The sequence below is a fragment of the Streptomyces sp. NBC_00414 genome, from assembly GCF_036038375.1.
Classification (GTDB): Bacteria; Actinomycetota; Actinomycetes; order Streptomycetales; family Streptomycetaceae; genus Streptomyces.
In genome coordinates this window covers 8,858,103-8,879,939 of the sequence record NZ_CP107935.1, presented here as the reverse complement: position 1 = coordinate 8,879,939, position 21,837 = coordinate 8,858,103, and the positions used below count along the sequence as shown (strand labels likewise).

The following is a 21,837-nucleotide window of genomic DNA, read 5'->3' as shown; positions in this document are numbered from 1 at the left end:
AGAAGGAACCACCATGAGCAATCCGTTCGACAACACCGACGGCACCTTCCTGGTCCTGGTCAACGACGAGAACCAGCACTCGCTGTGGCCTGAGTTCGCCGAGGTCCCGGCGGGTTGGGTGGTCGTCCACCCCGCGGACACCCGGCAGGTCTGCCTCGACTACATCGAGACCCACTGGACCGACCTGCGCCCCAAGAGCCTGATCGAGAGCATGGGATGACCGCGCGGAACCCTCCGTCCGCCGCGACTCGTGACCAGGTGCCCCGCTCCGGCGCCCTGGCCCAGCAGCCACTCATCGACGTCGGTGATTCCTGGTTCCGCCGCTATGCCGTGGACATCCCCAGCGTCCGGCTGGTGTGTCTGCCGCACGCAGGCGGCACCGCCGGGATGTTCCACGACTGGTACGAGCTGCTCGCGCCCGGCATCGAAGTGCTTGCCGTGCAGTACCCCGGCCGGCAGGACCGCCTGGGCGAGCAGCCCCCGCGGAGTCTGGAGGAGTTGGCCGACGAGATAGCCGGCCGGCTGCTGCCCTACCTCGACGTCCCGGTGTCCCTGTTCGGTCACAGCATGGGGGCTTCCGTGGCGTACGAAGTGGCCCGCAGGCTGGAGGACTGGTACCCGCAGGCACTGAACCATCTGTATGTCTCGGGCCGCAGCGCTCCGGGACACGAACTCGCGGGCACCGCGCATCCGGTGAGCGACGACGATCTGGCCGACTGGACGGTAGCGGCGGGAGAGCCGGGATCCCACCTCTACCGCGACCCGGAGCTGCGTGACCTTCTGCTGCCTTCGCTCCGCGGCGACCTCACACTCCTGGACGCCTACAAACCTGCCGAGGTCATACGTCTCAAGGCGCCGATCACCGCCTTCGGTGGCACGGCAGACCCCGGATGTACGCCCGAGGACTTGGCCACCTGGGCGGAAGTGACGGCCTCAGGCTTCGGGCTCCAGGTTTTCGAGGGGAACCATTTCTATCTCGTCCCCCACGCGGCAGCCGTCACCGCCGAGATCTCCTCGCGCTCGATCATCCACGACGCTCCCTCGTTCCAGTCGGAGGCTCCATCGCTCCAGTCGCCGGAACGGCAGCACACGACGACGGCTCCCCCAGGAAAGGAACTCAAGAATGACCGCGCTTCCATGCCCTGAAAGACTGCTCAGTGCTCACGGTGCCGAGCAGGTGAAGGCCGCTGCCGAGAAATTGCTGGGGGATCACGGATCCGCGACAAATCCAAGCATATTCGGCGCTCTGGACGAAGCCACGAAGTGGCTCGACGATTCGACAGCACATACTTTTCGACCGGAGTTCACCGCTGCGGGACTCTTCGTCGTCCGCGGGCTGGAGATCGACGACAGCTCCCTGCCCCCCACTCCCCTCCACTGGTCCGAGGCCCATGACGCCGGAGCCCTCTGGGACGTCATGCTGCTGATCATCACCCGGCTGATGGGGCGTCCGATCGCCTGGGCCGGCCAACAGGATGGTCGTGCGGTCAACAACATCGTTCCCGCTCCCGGCCATGAGCACGAGCAGACCGGCGCAAGCAGCTCAGCCCTGCTCAACCCGCACACCGAGGACGCGTTTCACCCACAACGGGCCCATCTGCTGCTCCTGCTCTGTATGCGCAACCACGACAGGGTCGCCACCACTGCCTCCAGTGTGCGCCGGCTTCGGCTCTCAGCCGCCGACCTGGCCGAACTACAACGACCGGTACTCCCGATCCTCCCCGACGACGCGTACACGACGTCTCCGGAGTTCACGGAGAACCCTCCGGCAGTGTCCACTCTGTGGGGTCCCCCGGAAGAACTCACTCTTCGCTTCGACCCCGCCTACACCCCACTGGAAAAAGCCGATGGACGATACCGGGCAGCCTATCGCCGCCTGGAAGCGGGGCTCGCGGAGGTGTCGACAGGTCTCGTTCTGGAGCCGGGCGACGTACTGGTCGTCGACAACGACGTCACCGTCCATGGGCGTGTTCCCTTCAAGGCCCGCTACGACGGCACCGACCGCTGGCTCAAGAGGTCTTTGGCCCGGATCCCGGGGCAGCAGGGCCGCCACCCCTCGGAACAGGAAGAACACGGCTACGGACAGGCCGCGATCAAGTGGTGACTCGGCGGAGCAGAGTTCGGAGCGTCCGACTGCTTCCAGGCGCCCCGGCTCGTTCGGGCCGTCCGGTGCCGCAGCCCGCCGGCGCTTCACCGAGTGGTCCAAGGCCCGGTGCGGGCCGGACTTCACCGCCTGATCCTGGACGAACCCGGCTCCCGCGGCGAGCTTGCGGTAACGGCTCCGTTCCCGGCACATCACCCCCGCATCGCCCGCACATGAGATGACTTCTCACCTCGCGAAGGACCCATGACACCCATGCCCATTCCGCGTCCCCGACAGCGGGAGCCACTCGGTCGCCGGTTCCGGCTCCTGTGGAGCTCCGTGTCCGTGGCCGGTCTCGGTGACGGCATCGGCCTGACGGCCGTTCCGCTACTCGCTGCCCAGCTCACGAGCGATCCGCGGGAGGTGTCCCTCGTCTTCCTCGCCGAGCAGTTGCCATGGCTGCTGGTCGGTCTGCTCTCAGGAGTCGTGGCGGATCGGCTCGAACGCCGGCGTGTTCTGTGGATCACGGACCTGCTGCGAGCTCTGGTGGCGGCGGCGTTCACCGCGGCGGTCTTCACGGGGCACGCCTCGATCGCTCTCCTCGGTGGCGTCGCTCTGACACTCGGGATAGGACAGGTCATGTATGTCGGTGCGTGGGCCGGTATGGTCCCTGCGCTTGTCGACCCGGCCAACCGCACTCGTGCCAACGCGGCACTCCAGGCGACAGCACAGGTGACGGGCAATCTACTGGGATCTCCGCTGAGCGCCGTACTGTTCACCGTGTCCCTCGCCGCGCCTTTCGCCCTGCAGACGGCGTGCATCGCGGGCGCTGCCGCGCTGGTCGCGCTGCTGCCGGGGAGTTACCGCGCGCACAAGCCCGTCCAGGCCGCGCGGACTTCCTTGTGGCAGGAGGTGACCGAGGGCGTCGGCTGGCTCTGGAACCATCGCCTCCTGCGGCTCCTGTGTGTGGCCTCGGGTGGTAGCAGCCTCGTTGTCGTAGGGCTGACCACGATCCTGGTGCTCTACACGAGGGATGTGCTGCACCTCAGCGGTGTCGGTTATGCGCTGGTCATGGTGACCTTCGCCGTGGGTGGCCTGGCAGGGGCCGCCGTGGTCACTCGACTGTCCGAGCGGATCGGCGTCGGCAGGACACTCAACCTGGCCATGATCGGCCAGACAGCGGCAGTGGCCGCCGCGGGCTCCGCTTCCTCCAGCACGGCGTTCTGCTTCTTCGTGGGCTGCTACGGCGCCACGACGCTGGCATGGAATGTCATGGCCGTATCCGTGCGGCAGAGCCTCGTGCCCGACCGCCTGATCGGCCGAGTCAACATGACCTACCAGTTGATCAACGCCGGCGCCAGTGCCCTCGGCGCCGCGGCCAGCGGAATAATCGCCCATCTGCTCGGTCTGCGCGCCCCCTTCGGTGTGGGCGCGGTCGTGCTCCTGGCAATCTCGATCATGGCTGCTCGCAGACTTCACCACCATCAGTACGTTGTCGACGGCTCGCCGTCCATGTCGACACGGTGGTCCCGGTGGTCCCGGTGAGAGGGATCTCGGTGGCACTCAGAACCTATCGTCAGAAGAAGTGATCGCCTACCGTACAAGTAATAATAACCCCCGATGAAGGAGAAATTTAGTGCTGCCCAAAATAGCCAAGTTGACTTTCGTCGGATTCATGATTGCCGGATCCCTGGGAAGTGCAAGCATCGCCGAGGCGGCCCCTGATGCACCTCGGGAGACTATTACGGTAGCCGACCCTTCCGGGAAGAAGGCCGTGCCTAATCTGACCGGTGTGGGTCTCCTCCAGTCAAACTCGGGCAGCTGCACGGCGGTGGTCGTGGCCGGAGGGCGGGGCAACATAATCGCTACGAACGCACACTGCGTCAGCGAGAAGACCGGGCTGAGGTTCATGCCTCAGTACCACGCCGGGCAGACTCCGGTCGGCTCGTTTCCGATATATTCATTCACCACCATCAACGGATGGACATCGGGAGGCTATGGAGACGTCTCCTTCGCAGTCGTGGGAAAAAATGCATCGGGTCAAATGCTTTCTTCGGTGGCTCACCCTTCAGGAATTACGTTCAATGGACCGAAGAGCGGCAACATCGACTTCTACGGATATGACGCGAGCGGCACACTGTACCTGCGATGCGAAAACCAGCCGACGGCTTCCAGCACCAGCAGCTCCAGCGTTCTGAAGACTGCCTGCAAAAGCGTCCCCGGCGCGAGTGGGGGCCCATGGTTCGAGTATGGCAAGAACCAGATAAAGGCTCTTAATTACGGAGGTACGGAAAGCGCCTCCTACGCTTCATATCTCGACGGTGGCGCCTTCAATACGTACAACAAGGCTGTAGAAGTGTCGAACAAAAATCCCAGCTGGTAGCCAGTAGCCGGCGAAATTCTCCCACCTAGCGGACCGGCCGCTCCCGCAGTTCGATACCGAATTAGTATCGTGCACCTCTCATCTACCCAGCCAGGACGCTCCATGACTGCACAGTCATCTCAACTTTCCCTCAGCTCCAGGGAGAGGGAAATCCTTGTAAGAATCTGCGACGGCGAGACCTACCACGCCATAGCACGCGGGCTAGGGATCAGCCCACACACCGTGGACACCCACATTCGGCGCATCCGACACAAGACCGGGATTTTCAACCGCTCACAACTGGTGCTTCTCGCTGTACGACTAGGCCTCTGCCAACCTGACCAGTAGAGGTAGGGACATGGCGAAGTCGGCCCGGCGGCCGGGTGCCGCGATGCGTTTCGGGGGCTGCCACACAAGGCAGGCCGACCAGCCGAAGCCCACCCGTCTCCTGCGGACCACCGCCCAAAGCAGTCACCAAGAAACTGGCACTCCCCTTATATGGAGACGGGCGTAAGCCTGGTTAAAGTTCCCCAGCCGTTGCATGACGCAGGGCCCAGTAGCATCTTCTAGAGCGAGGAACAAAATCGTGCCAAAGATAAAACTCCGCACGGTGATCTGGTCAGCTACGTTGAGTCTAGCGTTCCTGACCGGCGCCTCATCGGTTCACGCAGACTCCCGGATCGGGGCAGAAAAATCCGGCTTCGATCAAGTCGACTCCAACTCGACGAGTTCGTCCAGTCGGAGCCAGACCCCGGAAGACGAAGTCCAGAGCCGCCTGATTCATTATGCAACTCCTCTCAGGGATGCTGCGGAGCACGCCTCGGAGCCGGGCTACACAGGCATCAAACTCGACGTTACGTCGCGCGCTGTCGACCTGTACTGGAAAGGTGAGCTTCCACCCTCGGTCAGCCGTTCGGTGAGGACAGCCGACAGGGCTGTCCGCATTCGTGTGCACGACGCCGAGTTCTCGCTTTCGGAGCTTCAGGTGCCGGCACGGGAAGTACTGGGTAAGCCGGTGTCCGGATCGCTGAAATCGGACGATGGCGGGACGGTCCCCGAAGGTAAGATAGTCGGGACTTCCCCCAACATCGACGGCTCCGGCATAACTGTGCAGATCACCTCGGACTCCGCACCCCAGGCCGACGGTGCCGCGCGAACACCTTCAACGGGTCGACTCGCCCGAGAAGTGTACGCCCGTGATGTTCCGGTGACCGTCGATGTCGTCCCCTCCGCACCGAAGGACCTGAACATCAATCGAGCGACAAGTCCACATTTCGGCGGAGGTGTCATCTCGGTCCCGCGCCTCGAGGGGTTGTGCTCTTCCGGATTTGCCGTCCGAAACAATAGCGGTAATTTGCGCATGCTGACCGCGAGGCACTGCGGTCAGATAGGGGACACGATAGGTAACGCGCAAGGAGCAGGGCTCGGAACGGTAGAAACAGCGAACCAGGCTCAGGACGTCGCTATTTACACCAGTAGCGTCACGGTGCGCCCGCAGATGCACTACGGATCGTGGTACGGCGAAGCGTCCAGCAATGGTTCGCTCATGAATGTCAAGGGCTACGCAAGTCCCTTTGTGGGAGAAGGTGTATACGGTAGTGGAGCTTTCACCGGACTCACCGGAAGCATTGAGGTCGTGAGCGCCAACTATCGCTTCACCGCCTCCGACGGCAGTGCACGCGGGCCCATGTTCCGAGGTCTGGGAAGTGCCAACGTCGGCGTTGCCGGGTCGGGAGACAGCGGTGGCCCCATTTTCACATTCGACGACAATGGGGTGACGGCGACAGGGATCATCTCGGCCGGCGGGACCACGCCGGCGACTTGCCAGGGTGCTCAGAATCGTAACTGCTACCGAGATGTGGCGTTTCCCGGTGCGGCCACCATTGCGACGACTTTGGGCTTGCAGGGTTTTGAGACCACCGGCTGAAACGCCGATGCCCGCAGCCTGGATCGTTTCGTCCGACTGAACCGAAAAATTCCGCTCCTGGGTCGTCCGGCCTTTGGCCGCCAGCCTTCAGGAGCGATGATCAAACCGGATACCGCCGCTCGAAAAAACCAGCCCGGCGGCGCTGCACCGACCGCTGCCTCGTAGGAGGTAGCGGTCTTGTCGTCCCCGCGCGTCTTCTCACGTCCCGCACAGGTCGCACTTCCCCTCGGTCCCGCTCGCCTCCAGTGACCGATCTCGGCCGCGATCATGACAGCCATGAGGACCACGATGGAGCAGACCTCTTCAACTTGCGGCCTGAACTCGGCAAACCTGCTGCTCACAGCACTAGTCGTCGAAATCAAGGCGTTCAGCAGGACCCGGCAAGGACCCCACCGTGCCGGCCGTCGTCGTCCGAAGGACGCACCCATGAGGACCGGGATCACAGCGCCGTTCGACCACGGCCGGCGCGAACTCCCCGACGGCACGCTCGCCTGGCTCGATGAGCACGGTCTCGGACCATGACAGTGACGACCGTCGGACCGGCCGACCGGGCACGGAGAACCGTCCTGACATTCCCGCAGCACAGGACTGCGGATGCGCTCCCCTGCGCGGTCACCGGCCCACTGCCGCCGTCACGCCGAACACGGCCCGGACCGACGGCTGGAGTCTGCGCCCGGAAATATCACCGATCATGGAACGGTTCAGCGCCTCAGGTGCGGATCCTCCGGGGAGGGTGCGAGTTGGAAGAGCGGTTGCGGTTTTCGGTACTGGGGCCGGTCAGGGCGTGGCGGGGTGAGGACGAAGTCCGGCTCGGCCCTCCACAGCAGCGGGCCGTGCTGGTCGTACTGCTGCTGGCGGAGGGTTCACAGGTGTCTGCGGACAGCCTGGTCCACGCGGTGTGGGGCACCGAGGTTCCGGCCTCCGCTCCCGGAATCCTGCGGGGTTACGTCCATCGGCTGCGGAAGCTGCTCGAACCCGGCAGGGACCCCGCGTCGTCCATGATCCGTCACACAGGGAACGGCTACCGGCTTCGTACGTCGCCGCACGAACTGGACCTGCGTGTCTTCCAGGAACTGCTCGCGGAGGCCGGGCGGAATCGCGCTGTCAAAGACCTAGAGGGCGCGGTGAAGTGCTGGCAGGACGCTCTTGGCCTGTGGCGGGGGACGGCGCTGGCCGGTGTCGGGGGCGACTTCGCGCAGAACACACGCCGGCGGCTGGAAGAACTGCGGCTGTCCACGCAGGCGGCGCGCATCACGGCCGAACTCGACCTCGGCAACCATACGCAGGCGGCCGCAGAGCTGGCCGGGCTGGTCGGCGAACATCCACTGGACGAGCGGTTCCGAGAGCTGCTGATGCTCGCCCTGTACCGTTCGGGACGGCAGGCGGCGGCTCTTGAGACCTACCGCGAGGCGCAGACCCTGCTCTCGGACGACCTGGGAGTCGATCCCGGCCCGGCACTGCAGGCGATGTACCAGAGTGTTCTGCGGGCCGACAGCGGGCTGCTGGCTCCTCCTGTCACGACCGGGGCCGCCTCCGCCCCGGCGCCTGCCCCCGTACCGGCCCCCTCCGTCACCGTGCCGGCCCAACTACCTGCCGCCCTGCCGGTGTTCGTCGGCCGCGCCGCAGAGCTGGCCGAGGTGCTCGGCCTGCCTTCGGGGGGCACGGTGGTGGTCGGTGCCGTCGCGGGTACGGCGGGTGTCGGTAAGACCGCTTTCGCGGTGCACTGGGCCCGACAGATCGCGGATCGCTTCCCGGGCGGTCAGTTGTATGTGAATCTGCGCGGCTTCGATCCGCTCGGTCCGCCGGTGTCGCCGGAGCATGCGCTACGGACGCTGATGGAATCCCTGGGCACCGACGAGCGGCGCCTGCCGCAGGACATCGACGCGCTCACGGGTCTGTATCGGACTCTGCTGACCGGCAAGCGAGTGCTCCTGCTCCTGGACAACGCACGCGACGCCGCGCAGGTACGCCCCCTGCTGCCCGGGGCGCCTGGTTGTCTGGTCATCGCCACCAGCCGCAATCGGCTCACCGGGCTCATCGCCGTGGACGGTGCCCACTCGCTGAACCTCGACGTCCTGTCCGTGCCGGAAGCCCGCGAACTCCTGGCCCGGCGGATCGGACAGCAGCGCGTCGTGGCGGAGCCCGACCTGGTCGAGGAGATCATCGACCGGTGCGCCCGGCTGCCCCTGGCCCTGGCCGTCACCGCGGCTCGCGCGGCGACCCGGCCCGCCGTCCCCCTCGCGGCGATCGCTGCCGAGCTTCGCGACAGCGCCGGTGGTCTGGACGCGTTCCACGACGGTGACACCGCGGCTGACGTGCGTGCCGTGTTCTCCTGGTCGTACCATGCCCACACCCCTGATGCCGCGCGCCTGTTCCGCCTGCTCGCTCTGCACCCCGGTCCCGACATCACGCTGCCCGCCGCCGCAAGCCTGGCCGGCCGCACCGTCCCCCGCACCAGGCAGCTCCTCGGCGAGCTCCTCCAGACCCACCTCGTGGACGAAGTCGCTCCGGGCCGCTACGCCTCCCACGACCTGCTGCGGGCCTACGCCACCGAGCTGACCGACGCCGTCGATCCACCCGAGCGGATACGGGCGGCCCGGCAGCGGATGTTCGACCACTACCTCCACACCGCCCATGAGGCGGCTGCGCTGACTAACCGTGCACGCGCTCTGATTCCCCTGGCGCCAGCGACCGAGGGGGTGCGTGCCGAGCGGTTCCACGCGGACACGGCGAGGGCCGCGGCCTGGTTCGCCGCCGAGCAGGCGGTGTTGCTCGCGATCGTCGAACAGACCGCTACACATCGGTACGACGTCCACACCTGGCAATTCGCCTGGGCGTTGTCCAACCATCTGCACCTGCGTGGTCTGTGGAAGGAGGAGGAGTCCGCACACCGGGCGGGAATGGAAGCGGCGACCCGGTTGGGTGACCGAAGTGCCCAGGCTTATGCTCACCGAGGTCTCGGCACCGCCACGGCGGGGCTGGGCCGCTTCGCCGAGGCGGCGGAGCATGCCGAGCGGGCCATCGAACTGTTCACCGCGTCCGGAGACTTGAGAGCCTGTGCCGAGAGCTACCGCACGTTGGCCTGGGCGGCGGAGCAGCAGGGCGACCTGAAGGCCGCGCTCGGTGCCGCGCAGCGCTCGCTCGCCCTGTTCCGCACCTGCGAGGACCGTGAGGGTGACGGACGCCGCGGCCGGGCGGCGACAGCATCCGCGCTCAATGCGGTCGGCTGGAACCACGTTCTGCTCGGGCAGCACCGGCAAGCCCTCGACAACTGCCGACAGGCGTTGGCGCTGTGCCTGGAGCTCGGCGACGACATCAACGCGGCGCACACCTGGGACAGCATCGGCCACGCCCACCATCACCTCGAAGATCACGACGAGGCCGTCACCGCTTTTGGTCATGCCCTCGCCCTCTACCGGCAGCACGCCGGCGTCCCCTGGTTCACGGGCGGCACTCTCATGCGTCTCGGAGACACTTGTCTGAGCGCCGGAGACCAGGACGCGGCACGCACGGCGTGGACTGAGGGGCTGGACATCATGGAGCAGCTCGGCCACGCCGACGCCGAGCACCTTCGCACCAGACTGCGCCGGCTCGACGAGCCGGACGGCCCGTCGAGGGACGGACTACAGCCGTGACAGTGTCATCATTTTCCGTACGTTCACCTGTTGGTGAACGATGAAATCGAATTATCGAAACCGGCCGTGGACAGCTTCGAGTTCCATCCGTGGGCAGCTACGTCGATCTTGTAGCCGCTATAGGACGCGTTCGTCCAGAAGTGTCCCACATAGTTCGAGTTGTTGATAATGGAGGAGACGTTGTCGTTCACGGGTACCGCACGAGGGAAATAAAAGCCGGGGGTGTTCAGGTTCTGCTGCTGCAACACAGCCGTCGGGGGTGCCACCCAGGCGAACATGCCACCGCCGAAAGCCTCGTCCTGGTACAGGCAGATAGCGTTGACGGGGCAGGGCGTAACAGCAGAGGCATGTGTCGAGAAAGAGACTGTCGCGCCCAGGGCGAGCGCCAGAACGACAGAGGCCCGGAGGCCTTTCCTCTTCGTCATGATGTGTAATCTCCAGCATAGCGAGCGAAATGTGAGGGACATCTTCGTCCGTCAGGACGACAGGGTCCGACACAGGACAGGATCGGGACCGGTACCGAAATCGATACGGGGTCGCGATTTTCAGCAGGCAGTGCTGGCCCTGTCATTGAAGCTTTCCCGCGTCTCGTGACCCGAACTGTCGAAAACCTGCACGTTGTCGAGGTTCCAGAGCCGGTAACCACCCGCGATCCCCATATGCTTTCCGCCACTGTTCTTGTTCTCGTACAGGAAAAGGACCGAGTTCGAGTTGTTGACAACAGAGGAGACCGTATCGCTCACCGACGATCCGTCGGAGTACTTGCTGGCGGAGAGATCCCGCGCACAGAAGATGGTCGCCCCGCTGCTCAATGTGACCTTCGGCAATACGTAGACCGACCCCGTGAAGTCTGAGTTCTTATAGAGGCAGACCTGGTTGTCGGCGCACGTGTATGCGGCGCTCACCGGGGATGCCAGTGCCAGCGCCCCTCCTGATACGACCGTCGTAGCCAGAACTACCGCGCCGATCCGCGATTTGATGTCGAGCATTCCTCTATACCTTCCTGAGTCCATCACAAAAAACGACGGCGCTGCACAGAAGGAGAAGCAATTCGGTGAGCAGCACAACAGATTTGCCGTTTAGATTGAATCTATCTCCCGGACGGACTGCCGCATAGGACGCGCGTGCCAACACCGTGAGGAGACGCGGGCAGACCTCAGCGCCGAGCAGCCTGCTGGCCGCTTCCCGGCCCCGTCCTCGACCGGAAGTTCGAATGCGATATCTCAAGGAAGGGTGCAGGGTGCGCGAGCAGTTGCAGTTCTCGGTACTGGGGCCGGTCAGGGCATGGCGCGGCACGGACGAGATCGAACTGGGCCCGGCGCAGCAGCGGGCGGTCCTGGCCGTGCTGCTCCTGGCGGAGGGTTCCCAGGTGCCGGCGAGCGGGCTCATCGACGCCGTCTGGGGGAACCGGGCACCGGCGTCCGCGCTCGGTATCCTGCGGACATATATCCATGGGCTGCGGAAGGCGCTGAAGCCTGCCGGATACGCCGCGTCGTCCGTGATCCGTTCCATGGGGAACGGCTATCAGCTCAGTATCCCGCCGCAGAAGCTGGATCTTGGCGTCTTCCGGGAACTGCTGGCCCAGGCGGAGGGAGCGCGACGCGAGCGAGACGCGCGGCGCACGGCGTCGCTCCTGCGGGATGCCCTCGGTATGTGGCGGGGAACAGCGCTGGCCGGTATGCGCGGCGAGTACGCGCGCGTCCAGCGGCAACGGCTCGACGAGTTGCGTCTGTCCGCCGAGGCGGCCCGCATCACGGCCGAACTCGATCTGGGCCGGCAGGCGGAGGTGGCCGCGGAGCTGACCGCGCTTGTCGCCGAGCACCCGCTGGACGAACGGCTGCGTGAGTTGATGATGCTCGCCCTCTACCGGTTGGGACGGCAGGCGGCGGCCCTCGCCACCTACCGCGAGGCGCAGGCACTGCTCGCCGATGAGCTGGGGGTCGATCCCGGACCGGCGTTGCAGACTGTCTACCAGCGCATTCTGCGGGCCGACACCCAACTCCTCACGCCGCCCTCCCCGCCGGGGGCTGATCCGGCCCCCGCACCCGCCCGTCCCGCCCGGGCTTCCCTCGTTCCGGCCCAACTGCCCGCCGCGCTGGCGGCGTTCGTCGGCCGCGACGCCGAGCTGGCCGAAGCCTGCCTGCCGTCCTCCGACGGTGTGGTGGGAGTCCGCACCGTCGCCGGCATGGCGGGCGTCGGCAAGACCACTTTCGCGGTGCACTGGGCACGACAGGTCGCGCACCGTTTTCCGGATGGCCAGCTCTACTTGAATCTACGCGGTTTCGCCCCGGGTGCACCGCCGCTGCCGTCGGCACACGCCCTGCGGACGCTGCTGGAATCGCTGGGCACCGACCCGCAGGAGCTGCCGCAAGAAGTCGATGCGCTCGCTGCCCTGTACCGCACCCTGCTCACGGGCAAACGCATGCTCGTGTTGCTGGACAACGCCCGCGACAGCGCGCAGGTACGACCACTGCTGCCGGGGACACCTGACTGTCTGGTCATCGTGACCAGCCGTAGTCGGCTTACGGAACTGGTGGCCGTGGACGGAGCCCGCCCCCTCCAGCTCGACGTGCTCTCCGCTGCGGAAGCTCGCGCGCTGCTGGCCCGGCGCCTCGGAACGGACCGGGTCGCGGCGGAACCGGAAGCGGTCGAGGAGATCGTCTCCTTGTGCGCACGGCTGCCGCTGGCGTTGGCGGTCACCGCCGCCCACGCGGCCACCCGGCCCGCCTTCCCCCTGGCGGCAATCGCCGCCGAGCTACGTGACAGCTCCGACGGTTTGGACGCGTTGCACGCAGGTGACACCGCCGCCGACGTACGCGCGGTCTTCTCCTGGTCCTACCACGCTCTCTCCCCCGACGCCGCCCGCCTGTTCCGGCTCCTCAGCCTGCACCCCGGTCCCGATGTCGCCCTACTGGCGGTGGCGAATCTGGCCGGACTCGGCACCACACGCACGCGGCAGTTGTTGTCCGAACTCATCCAGGCCCACCTCGTGGACGAATCCACGGCCGGACGCTACACCTCTCACGACCTGCTGCGCGCCTACGCCACCGAGCTGGCCCGGACCGTCGATCCGCCCCAGGAGGTACGAGCGGCCCGGCACCGGATGCTCGACCACTACCTGTACACCGCCCATGAAGCGGTCGCGCTGAAACTGCTCACCCGGGCGCTGATCATCCTGCCTCCCGCGGTGCAGGGAGTACGTGCCGAGGAGTTCGGAGGCGACACCGCGAAGGCGACGGCCTGGTTAGCCGCCGAGCAGGCGGTACTGCTCGCAGCCGTCGAGCAGGCATCCACCCACCGGTACGACATCCACTGCTGGCAACTCGCCTGGGCCCTGACCAATCATCTGCATTGGCGTGGTCTCTGGCGTGAGCAGGAACAAGTGCACCGCACCGCCATGACCGCGGCGCTCCGATTGGGCGACCGGACCGCCCAGGCCCATGCCCATTGCGGCCTCGGGTGGGCCGCGGGGAACCTCGGGCGGTTCGACGACGCACGCCATCAGATCGAGCGGGCCATCGAACTGTTCACCGAACTGGGTGACACGAGGACCTGCGCGGAGTGCTGTCGCACGCTGGCCTGGGTGGAAAAGGAGCGGGGCGATGTGCCGGCCGCGCTCGATGCCGCGCGGCGCTTTCTCACCCTCCAGCCCTCTCCGGGAGATCGCGGTGCGGACGACAGACGCGACCGGATGACGAAAGCAGCCGCACTCAACGCGGTGGGCGGGTACCTGAGCCTGCTCGGCCGGCACCGGCAAGCCCTCGATCACTGCCGACGGGCGCTGAAGCTGTGCCAGGAACTCGGTTACGACACCGGAGCGGCGGACACCTGGGGGCACATTGGTCACGCGCTGCACCACCTCGGCCGTCCCGAAGCGGCCGTTGCCGCGTACAACAGCGCCCTTGAGATCAACCGGCGGGGAGATTTCCCCTTGTTCACGGCTGACACCCTCATCAGCCTCGGAGAGGCCCATACGGACACCGGTCACCTGGACGCGGCCGGCTCCGCGTGGGCTGAGGCACTGGCCATCAAAGAGAAGATAGGCAGCCACACGGATGCGGAGGCGCTCCGCGCCAGATTGCGTCAGCTCGACGAGCGGACCGACTCCGCGGACGAAGACACCGGAGTCGTCAGCTCCTGACAAGCGTTGTCCCGTACCTCTGGAGACCGCTCACCGGTGTCCGGTTCGGCCGGATCCGCCGGGGTCCCGATGAGGTCGAGGTCGAGATCCGGAGTCGCAACGAAGCCGGACAAGACGATCCGGCCCAGGTGACCACCAGCCGCTGCCTAGCTTGGCGTTTGTGGTCTGCCGTATAACACGGCCTCGAACTTGCTGATGGATTTGCCTAAGTTCCGGACGTAAGAGCGGCCTTCGCTTGGTCCTGTGCTCCGTCACAGAGGCATGGGATCAACACGAAGGCCGTCGCTATGAGTCTGCTGCACCACGGCGCCCCGCAGGATGCGTTTTCCGAACTGTCGGGCTTCCGGACGGAGCTCTATGCCTGTCTGACCGGGCGGCGCGATGCGCTGTTCGAGCTGAGTGACGCCCTGCTGTGCGCGGATGGTCCGGTGAGGACATTGGTCGAGTTGTCGTTGGAGCCCGAGCGCCGACGCGGGCGTGGCGCCTTGTACGGCGGCCTGAACCGCGGCGGTCCTACTACCCGCAGACCGCGCGATTCGGGGGCCCACGGCGATCGACGCGGCCCTGCACTATCTCGCTGCGATTCCGCACTCTGCGGCCAGCCGACCCATCAACCGTGCGAACAGGGCTGCGGCTCAGTAGACCTGGGCCGCGAACTGCACGGCGTCCCGTGTCATCCCGAACACGTCGATGGCTGCCCGACGGGCACCGGCTTCAGTCTCAGACACGGTGTGGCGCCCGGTCGTCGGTGCCGGGCGCCATGGCTCGTGTCCGTGTCATGGGTTTCAGCATCCGTCGCGGAAGACGAGCAGCAGGGGGTCGGATTCGGTGTGCCGGCCGTCGGTGGCCCGGATCTCGGCGGTGTACTCGCCTGCCGGTGCCGGTGCGAACGACAGCCCGACGAAGCCGTTGATGACGAGGGAGCCGTCGGGGAGGTGATGGTTGGTCCCGGGGTAAATGGCCCCGCCCGTGCTGGAGGAGCCGGGGGGCAGGTTCCTGACCTCAAGGTGGATCACACTCGACCAGCTCCCGGTGACCGGGGCGAACGCGTAGGTGTTGGGCCACCCGTACTGCGGAGAGACGCATATCCGCTGGCCCTCGGCCTCCAACGTCCAGGTCGAGGTCGAGGCCGAGGCAGGGGACGAGCCGACGAGCATCAAGGTGAGAACCGATAACAGACCAAGGAGCAACCCGGCCCCTTGATGGTTTCTTTTCATCGATACCTCCTGGTTGGTGGCGCCTGAGGCAGTACGAAAAGGTCTCCCGGCCGACTCCACCAACCGGCAGCCGCCAACGAGTCTCGCCCGGACGGCAGCTTCGAACAAGGGTAGTTTCACTCTCAAATACCCGTGATGCAGCGGGCCGTGCCCCCGACGGTGCTCAGGCTGACCAGGAACTCCGCCCGGAGGTACGGCGCAGCACAGGCGGCCAGGGCCGCGCCTTCTCAGCGGTGGGCGCGTCCGATGGGTGCGGTCGCCGCCGACCGCACGTGCCGCTCACCGGCGCTCATTCCGCCTGTGGGGCCGGCCGCGAAGTGTCGGTCACCCGAAGCGGTCCAGGCACCGCTGACCGTTGGCCGATATCCGCCGACCGCTGAGGACCCCCTGATCGTACGAGTCGGGCCCCTCCCCCCGGATCCGGTTCTGTAGCCCGGGGAGGAAGAATTGCCGCCGCTGCACCCCCGGCATCCCGCGCCGGCCACCTGCTCAGCTCCTGCCAGACAGGTGATCGTCACAGGTGATCGTCCTGTTCCGCTCCCGCGGCGCCAGCAGCCCTGTCAGGTACGCACGAAACGCCCGTCGCTGAGTCCGGCAGAAGAAGAGCTCGCCGAACCGGGCCGCGTACTCCCCCAACAGCCCCGGCGCAGGCGGACACGGACAGCGGGCAGTCATTTTCCCCCTCAGCCAAGCTGATGACTCCTACCCTCGGCCAACGAGCAACCCGCCTCACCGTCCCCCCACACCCTCGCCGGATTGAACGAACTGCCTACCGGCAGGAAGGCCTTCGGCTCTCCGCTCTCCCTGCGGGTCCGCATCCACCCGCAGTGCATCCCGTTGCGGCGTGGAGAGGCGGGTGGGTGAGCGGTCAGGATTCCCGAGGTGACGTTCCAGGCCCTGCTCGCCGATCTGCTGGTTCGTCGCCATGTGCTGCGCAATAGTGTCCGCGCGCGATGCTCAGGCGGCGACGGCCGCAGCCGCGCCGGGCGGTGACGGCCTTGGGCGACCGCAGATTCTGCCCGGTCACGCCGGTTGCGGTAAGGCGATCATGCGGGCCAACCTCCCGCGTAAGCAGTGGACTTGGCGAATTCGACGAAGGTCCGCGGCGGGCGGCCAAGGGCACGCTGCACGCCATCGGAGACGTACTCGTCCCTCCCCTCCCTGAGTGGCTCAATGACGTCCGCGAGGGCTTCGGCGTCCGCGGGTGGCAACCCCTGCTGAACGAGTTCCGCGACGTAACCCTCGACGGAGAGCGGCACGTAGCGGATTGCGCGGCCGGTGGCCTCGGAGATCGTGGCGACCGCCTCGGTCAGCGTCACCGCCCGGGGTCCGGACAACTCATATATCTGGCCCGCGTGCTGATCCTCGGTCAGTGCAGCGACCACCACTGCGGCGATGTCCTCGGCATCGACGAAACTGGCAGCCCCGTCGCCGGCGGGCAGCCGCAGCTCACCGGCGAGGACGGCATCGGCGAAGAAGCCCTCACTGAAGTTCTGCGCAAACCAGCCCGGCCTGCTGATAGTCCACTGCAGACCGCTCTCCCGCACGGCGGCCTCGCTGTCGGCGATGCCCTCGAAGACACCGCTGCTGTCCTTCGCGTAGTGCGGATCGTCGATCCCACGCCCCGAGGCCAGCACGATCCGCTGCACCCCATGCTGCGCCGCCCGCTCGACGAACGGACGAACGAGCTTCGTGCCGTCCAACTGCACGATGTAGAGGGACCGCACGCCCTCCAGAGCGGCATCCCAGGTACCGCTGTCGGTCCAGTCGAAGATGTACTCGCCGTGACGGGCCGCCGCACGAACCGGCAGCCCCTTGGCCCGCAGTTGACTGACAACGCGACGGCCGGACTTACCCGTTGCGCCGGTGACCAGAATCGGATGTTCAGACATGACCCCAGCCAACCGGCGAGCGCCGAGACGATCCATGGCCAGGAAGCTCCACTTGATGTCTGGGCGTCTACGCTGAGGGCATGGACGTCGTGTCGCAGATGCTGGCAGAGGTACGGGCGCGTGGCGCCGTGTTCCGGCAGACGATCATGCGACCGCCCTGGGCCCTGCGGATGGCCAGTGGCGCCCCGCTGACGCTGGCCACGATGCTGCGCGGCCGGGCCTGGATCGTTCCCGACCAGCACGAGCCGGTACCCATCGGTGTCGGCGACATCGCCGTCGTCCGCGGTGACACGCCCTACGCGGTGGCCGACCACCCCGCGACCACGCCCTCGCTGGTGGTGACCAGCGCCGACTACTGCCCACGGGCCGAGGGCATCGAGCACTCCTCCGGGCCGGCCCGGACCTGCGGAACGCCGACCGAGAGAGCTCCCGTGCTGGTCAGCGGGGCATTCGAACGCCGGGGAGAGATCAGCGAACGATTACTGCAGGCCCTGCCCGCCGTGCTGGTGGTGACGGCCGAGCACAGCCCCTACCCGTCGGTGGAGACGGTGGCCGAGGAGGTCGCCAGAGACCGACCGGGACAGCAGATGGTGCTGGACCGGCTGCTCGACCTGATGCTGGTCTCCGCACTGCGCAGCTGGTTCGACACCCCACAGGCCAATGCCCCGGCCTGGTGGCGCGCACTGGACGACCCGGTCGTGGGTAGCGCGCTGCGGCTGCTGCACGACACCCCCGCCCGGCCGTGGACCGTGGCGGGCCTGGCAGGCGAGGTGGGGGTATCACGGGCGGCAATCGCCCGGCGGTTCACCGCACTGGTCGGCGAACCGCCCATGGCCTACCTCGCGCACTGGCGGATCACCCTGGCAGCGGACCTGCTGCGCAACACCGACCACACGGTGGACACGATCGCAAGGAAGGTGGGCTACGCCAACGCCTTCGCGCTGAGCGTGGCATTCAAGCGGCTGCGCGGCACCCGCCCCAGTGATCACCGGAGCTCGGAAACAGCGCAGTGGCGGGCCGGACGAGTCCCGCCGTTGTCCCGCAAAGTGTGAAGGCGAGACGGACAGATCCGTGAATACCTCACCACATCACTCCGACATGCTCGCCGGGAAAGTCGGTGATGCACTCGTCGAAGCCCGCGATGAGCCACTTCCAGTGGCCATCTCGTCGAGGTGGCAACGGGCTGTGAAGGCGTAGTGCGTGGTGAAGTCCGCGTCCAGGTCCTCGATCAGTGCCGGAACCCTGACTCGTGCCCTGCCCACGGTGATGTCGGCCAGCCACCTGGGGTTCAGTTGGAGGCGCGGTTGGCCTGGATCAGTTGGTTTTTCCGAGGTAGGAGGCCAGGTTGGCCAATGAAGAGGCGATTCCGGCTTCGTGGACTGCTTGGTCGATGCCAGAGGGTACATCCGTGGCAGTGACGGTCACGTCGGTCCCCTCGCCGACGGCAGCAAGTTCCCAGGTCATCGTCATGGTGCTCCCGAATGACGGGTCGTCGGCCTCGAACACCGCTCGCTGCACGACGCGCTCGGCTGGCACCAGCTCGGCGAAAGCAACATCGACAACATCCGTCGCATCTGAAGTCTTGCCGGGGCTGTCGGTGGGGTCGAGGTAGGTGAGGACCATGCGGAACCCGCCGCCAGGCCGGGGATCCCATTGCTCGACCTGTCCTCGCATGCCGTCCGGCGGCAGCCAGACTTCAAGGGACTTTCGGTCGAGGAGCGCGGCGTAGACAGCCGCCGGTGATGCCGCGATCACTCGGCTGGCGCGGTCGGTCCTGTCCATGGCCTGAGTCTAGGACCGAGCAAGTCCCCTGGGCTCACGCTCATGGAACGACCCGCGGAAACCGGAGCGGTTCAGGGCGTCATGCTCCGTTGAGGTCCGGTCTAGGTGGTGTCCCGCTGCCTTGCATGCCCATCCGGCGTTCCAGGGTTGAGGGGTCACCCCCCGAAGAGGCGGTCCAGGAGACGGGACTCGTCCAGAAGCCACAAAAGCCCAACACCTACAGGAACGCCTACGAGATACGTCAGGACTGCGCGGCCCACAAACCGGTCATGGGCTGCGCTGCGTTGGTCCCTGTCGGGATGAATCGTTCGGGCAATGCTCGCGCCGTCAGTGTTCGCACGCGCCCACCGACGTCTGTCTGTCGTGCCTTGAGTGTTCGCATGTGCCCTCTGCCGTCCGTTCACGATGCCCCCACAGTCACTCGTCGGGTTCCGAGTCCTCGATCACTCCGCGGCCTACCCACGCCGGGAAGCCGCGGCCGTACAGCTACCGCCGTGACCGTAGGCTGGTATCGGCCCCCACAGCCCAAGTGGCCGGCCCAACTGACCTCAACGGCCTCTCTGCCTGTAGTACGCATCGAAAGTATCGCAGGGCGTGCCGCTTCCGTGCCAGAACGGACGGGGGCTCACGGGGAGTGGAGGTTCGCCGGGGCGTGTATGGCCCCACGCTGCCCAAGGCAGCCATTCCCAGGTCACACTGGTGCTCTCCCCACCTCGCTCCTCGTAGCGGAGGGCGCGGAGACCAGCTCCCGGCGCACTTCAGGCATGTCCGCAGGACATGCAACGGTGATCGCCTGAGCTGGCACGGGCCTGGTGAGTGAAGGGGAGATGAGCCGCGCGGAGGCGGTCACGCTCGTGCAGCGCGTGAACTCCGGAGCCAGATGAGCAGGGCCGCGGTGATCGTGGTGCACAGGTCCGCGCACTGATCCTCACTACCGAATCCCGCTGGCAACGTGGGAGGGACCGAACCGGGGGCGCCGGCACTACGGTTGGCGGCCGGGACGGGGGGCACGCGAGCACGGGGGATCCGATGGACAGACTGGTACACCATGGGCTGCGGAGTTCTTCGACCGTACTGCTCGCCACAGTGGTCAACGCGTTGGTTGTGGGCGCTCTACGGGAGTTTCCGTCGTTGAGATTCGACAGCCGACTCGTGCAGGTCATCGTCCGAGCACATGCTCGGGCTTCCGTGGAGGCGTACGGCCCTTCCCTCCTCCGCAGATCTTGACAGCCCGGCCCGGTGCCGGCCCCGGCATGATGGAAGCCATGGCGACGCAGAACACGGTGAAGGCCCAAGCACTACGACAACGCCTTGCCGAGCGGGCCCGGCGCTGGCCGTCCATCACCGAGCTCACTGTTCGCTACCGAGCCGGATTCGCCTACCTCGACGCGCTGCTCGACAACGGCGACGAACTCCCGCTGTGCCGCCTGCGCGACACCGGAGACCCCGACCGGTGGGGCTTCGCCCTCTACACCGACGACACCGGCCGCTACGAGAACACCCTCCTGCCGACCGGTCACCCGTCCGGTACCCCCGAGGAAGCCCTCGACCGGTCCTGCGGCATGTATCTCGGCGCCCCGGTCACAGCACGCCTCGCACACGGCGAGGACCTCGTCGCCGCGGTGGACATCTGGCGCCAAGCCAATACCGCTCGCGGACGACCGCCCACCGAGCAGCGCATCGACCGGGTAAGAGACAAGCTCGCCGAACCCGATGCCCTCGTCCTGGTGGCCTCGGCCGGTGATGGGGTGCTCGGCATGGCCTTGGCCGAACCGGGACGCGACCAGGACGGCCACGGAGCGCGGCTGGAAGAGCTGTGTCACATCTCCATGGTTTTCGTCCACCCCGACCACTGGGGACGACGTGTGGGCCTGCTCCTCCTCGAGGGCATCTCAGGACACGCCCACAAGCAGGGGTACGCACACCTCCAGGTATGGACCGGCGAGAGCAACGACCGGGCACAACACCTCTACCGACGTGCTGGCTTCACGCCCAGCGGACGCACCCTCCTGCTCGACAGCGGGGAACCAGTGCTGCATTTCGTCCGCCCTGCTTCATACCCTCGAAGGATCAACGCGGTGCCGCACTAGCTCGAACGGATCAGCCGTGCGCGCTTGCTCCCCGATTGCCAAGGAGTTGATCAGATGGAAGGTGCGCTCTGGGTGACCCGCTTGAGGCCGTCGATCCAGGCCTCGACCTGAGGCTCGGGCACCGAGGGGTTGCCGGTCCACGACAGCAGTCGGCACACGCGGCGCTTGATGCGCCATCCTTCATCGGTGCGGACGAGTTCGTCGTAGTAGCCGGTATCCGTCCAGGTGGACCCACCTTAGGCGGCTTCGCGCACGAGGATCCAGGTGCCGTGGCCGAAGGCGTTCGCCTTGTCCCCGTCGACGTCGAACAGCTGGCCCATCATCGTGTGGACGTGGCTGTCCGGGCAGTCGTGGAATCCGGCGAAGGACGTCTTGAACTCCTCAAGGCCGACCCAGACGGCCCCAGCCGGACCGCGGGCACCGAGCTCGTCGAGCACCACACGGTGGAGCTTGGCCCGCACCCGGGCCTTCGACCACTCGCTGAACCGCCGGTGGGCCGTTGCCCCTGACGGCCCGAAGGACGCTGTCGGCAGTTGCTGCCACGTGCAGCCCGACGTGGGCACGAACACGATCGCTGCCAGAACTTCCCGGTCGCCATGTCGGCGCCGACCACCGCCCCAAAGCCGCGACGGCGCTTCCGGCACCACTCTCTGGAACAGCTCCCACAGCTCATTCGGCACCAGCCGCTCGACAATCCCCACGAGCTGT

General features: G+C 66.6%; 16 protein-coding genes and 3 pseudogenes. 12 read left to right on the top strand and 7 right to left on the bottom strand.

Annotation, left to right across the window (positions count from 1 at the left end; all coding sequences use genetic code 11):
- Positions 1-13: 13 nt before the first annotated feature.
- The 8 genes from OHS59_RS38350 to OHS59_RS38315 all read left to right on the top strand — a co-directional run bounded on the left by OHS59_RS38350 (position 14) and on the right by OHS59_RS38315 (position 10,007).
- Complete coding sequence (locus OHS59_RS38350; RefSeq protein WP_328497921.1) at positions 14-220, top strand: MbtH family protein; 207 nt, start codon at positions 14-16, stop codon at positions 218-220.
- Positions 217-1,146 (top strand): thioesterase II family protein, encoded by a 930-nt coding sequence (locus tag OHS59_RS38345; protein WP_328497920.1) that lies wholly within the window; start codon positions 217-219, stop codon positions 1,144-1,146. The genes OHS59_RS38350 and OHS59_RS38345 overlap by 4 nt, the downstream gene beginning before the upstream one ends.
- Positions 1,124-2,104, top strand: a complete 981-nt coding sequence (locus OHS59_RS38340; RefSeq protein ID WP_328497919.1) for a TauD/TfdA family dioxygenase — start codon at positions 1,124-1,126, stop codon at positions 2,102-2,104. The genes OHS59_RS38345 and OHS59_RS38340 overlap by 23 nt, the downstream gene beginning before the upstream one ends.
- A gap of 252 nt (positions 2,105-2,356) precedes the next feature.
- Positions 2,357-3,628, top strand: a complete 1,272-nt coding sequence (locus tag OHS59_RS38335; RefSeq protein ID WP_328497918.1) for an MFS transporter — start codon at positions 2,357-2,359, stop codon at positions 3,626-3,628.
- Between the two features lie 91 nt (positions 3,629-3,719).
- Positions 3,720-4,466: a trypsin-like serine peptidase gene (locus tag OHS59_RS38330; protein WP_328497917.1), complete on the top strand. Its 747-nt coding sequence runs from the start codon at positions 3,720-3,722 to the stop codon at positions 4,464-4,466.
- Between the two features lie 102 nt (positions 4,467-4,568).
- Positions 4,569-4,793 carry a response regulator transcription factor gene (locus OHS59_RS38325; protein WP_328497916.1) on the top strand — a complete coding sequence of 75 codons (225 nt, stop codon included), beginning with the start codon at positions 4,569-4,571 and terminating at the stop codon, positions 4,791-4,793.
- Between the two features lie 238 nt (positions 4,794-5,031).
- Positions 5,032-6,372, top strand: a complete 1,341-nt coding sequence (locus OHS59_RS38320) for a hypothetical protein (RefSeq protein WP_328497915.1) — start codon at positions 5,032-5,034, stop codon at positions 6,370-6,372.
- 713 nt (positions 6,373-7,085) lie between these two features.
- Positions 7,086-10,007: an AfsR/SARP family transcriptional regulator gene (locus OHS59_RS38315; protein ID WP_328497914.1), complete on the top strand. Its 2,922-nt coding sequence runs from the start codon at positions 7,086-7,088 to the stop codon at positions 10,005-10,007.
- Positions 10,008-10,030: 23 nt separating this feature from the next.
- On the opposite strand, the gene OHS59_RS38310 is transcribed toward OHS59_RS38315, so the two are convergent.
- Positions 10,031-10,432, bottom strand: coding sequence for a peptidase inhibitor family I36 protein (locus OHS59_RS38310; RefSeq protein ID WP_328497913.1), 402 nt, complete (start codon positions 10,430-10,432; stop codon positions 10,031-10,033).
- Positions 10,433-10,552: 120 nt separating this feature from the next.
- Positions 10,553-10,996: a peptidase inhibitor family I36 protein gene (locus OHS59_RS38305; RefSeq protein ID WP_328497912.1), complete on the bottom strand. Its 444-nt coding sequence runs from the start codon at positions 10,994-10,996 to the stop codon at positions 10,553-10,555.
- A gap of 251 nt (positions 10,997-11,247) precedes the next feature.
- On the opposite strand from OHS59_RS38305, the gene OHS59_RS38300 reads away from it, so the two are divergent.
- Complete coding sequence (locus OHS59_RS38300) at positions 11,248-14,148, top strand: AfsR/SARP family transcriptional regulator (protein WP_328497911.1); 2,901 nt, start codon at positions 11,248-11,250, stop codon at positions 14,146-14,148.
- A gap of 287 nt (positions 14,149-14,435) precedes the next feature.
- Positions 14,436-14,657: pseudogene (locus OHS59_RS38295) on the top strand (transposase); the annotation flags it as partial.
- Between the two features lie 276 nt (positions 14,658-14,933).
- On the opposite strand, the gene OHS59_RS38290 reads toward OHS59_RS38295, so the two are convergent.
- From OHS59_RS38290 to OHS59_RS38285, 3 genes and pseudogenes are all read right to left on the bottom strand, one after another.
- Positions 14,934-15,365, bottom strand: coding sequence for a DUF5980 family protein (locus OHS59_RS38290; RefSeq protein ID WP_328497910.1), 432 nt, complete (start codon positions 15,363-15,365; stop codon positions 14,934-14,936).
- A gap of 438 nt (positions 15,366-15,803) precedes the next feature.
- A pseudogene (locus tag OHS59_RS44640) lies at positions 15,804-16,040 on the bottom strand (IS701 family transposase); the annotation flags it as partial.
- Between the two features lie 371 nt (positions 16,041-16,411).
- Positions 16,412-17,293 carry an NmrA family NAD(P)-binding protein gene (locus OHS59_RS38285; RefSeq protein ID WP_328497909.1) on the bottom strand — a complete coding sequence of 294 codons (882 nt, stop codon included), beginning with the start codon at positions 17,291-17,293 and terminating at the stop codon, positions 16,412-16,414.
- A gap of 44 nt (positions 17,294-17,337) precedes the next feature.
- Between OHS59_RS38285 and OHS59_RS38280 the strand changes: the two genes are divergently transcribed.
- Positions 17,338-18,309 (top strand): AraC family transcriptional regulator, encoded by a 972-nt coding sequence (locus tag OHS59_RS38280; protein WP_328497908.1) that lies wholly within the window; start codon positions 17,338-17,340, stop codon positions 18,307-18,309.
- A gap of 262 nt (positions 18,310-18,571) precedes the next feature.
- Here OHS59_RS38280 and OHS59_RS38275 read toward each other — a convergent pair whose 3' ends face one another.
- A complete protein-coding gene (locus OHS59_RS38275; protein ID WP_328497907.1) occupies positions 18,572-19,039 on the bottom strand; it encodes an SRPBCC domain-containing protein in 468 nt (155 codons plus the stop codon).
- A 1,265-nt stretch (positions 19,040-20,304) separates the two neighbouring features.
- Here OHS59_RS38275 and OHS59_RS38270 point away from each other — a divergent pair.
- Entirely contained in the window at positions 20,305-21,129 is an 825-nt protein-coding gene (locus tag OHS59_RS38270; protein WP_328497906.1) for a GNAT family N-acetyltransferase, read from the top strand.
- Between the two features lie 410 nt (positions 21,130-21,539).
- Here the strand turns inward: OHS59_RS38270 and OHS59_RS38265 are convergent.
- Positions 21,540-21,830, bottom strand: a pseudogene (locus OHS59_RS38265) (transposase); the annotation flags it as partial.
- Positions 21,831-21,837: the final 7 nt, after the last annotated feature.

What these genes read in the sequence shown, in the direction of transcription:
- OHS59_RS38350 (WP_328497921.1), top strand. Translation starts at nt 14, where the DNA reads ATGAGCAATCCGTTCGACAACACCGACGGCACCTTCCTGGTCCTGGTC.
- OHS59_RS38345 (WP_328497920.1), top strand. Translation starts at nt 217, where the DNA reads ATGACCGCGCGGAACCCTCCGTCCGCCGCGACTCGTGACCAGGTGCCC.
- OHS59_RS38340 (WP_328497919.1), top strand. Translation starts at nt 1,124, where the DNA reads ATGACCGCGCTTCCATGCCCTGAAAGACTGCTCAGTGCTCACGGTGCC.
- OHS59_RS38335 (WP_328497918.1), top strand. Translation starts at nt 2,357, where the DNA reads ATGCCCATTCCGCGTCCCCGACAGCGGGAGCCACTCGGTCGCCGGTTC.
- OHS59_RS38325 (WP_328497916.1), top strand. Translation starts at nt 4,569, where the DNA reads ATGACTGCACAGTCATCTCAACTTTCCCTCAGCTCCAGGGAGAGGGAA.
- OHS59_RS38310 (WP_328497913.1), bottom strand. Translation starts at nt 10,432, where the DNA reads ATGACGAAGAGGAAAGGCCTCCGGGCCTCTGTCGTTCTGGCGCTCGCC.
- OHS59_RS38305 (WP_328497912.1), bottom strand. Translation starts at nt 10,996, where the DNA reads ATGCTCGACATCAAATCGCGGATCGGCGCGGTAGTTCTGGCTACGACG.
- OHS59_RS38290 (WP_328497910.1), bottom strand. Translation starts at nt 15,365, where the DNA reads ATGAAAAGAAACCATCAAGGGGCCGGGTTGCTCCTTGGTCTGTTATCG.
- OHS59_RS38285 (WP_328497909.1), bottom strand. Translation starts at nt 17,293, where the DNA reads ATGGATCGTCTCGGCGCTCGCCGGTTGGCTGGGGTCATGTCTGAACAT.
- OHS59_RS38280 (WP_328497908.1), top strand. Translation starts at nt 17,338, where the DNA reads ATGGACGTCGTGTCGCAGATGCTGGCAGAGGTACGGGCGCGTGGCGCC.
- OHS59_RS38275 (WP_328497907.1), bottom strand. Translation starts at nt 19,039, where the DNA reads ATGGACAGGACCGACCGCGCCAGCCGAGTGATCGCGGCATCACCGGCG.
- OHS59_RS38270 (WP_328497906.1), top strand. Translation starts at nt 20,305, where the DNA reads ATGGCGACGCAGAACACGGTGAAGGCCCAAGCACTACGACAACGCCTT.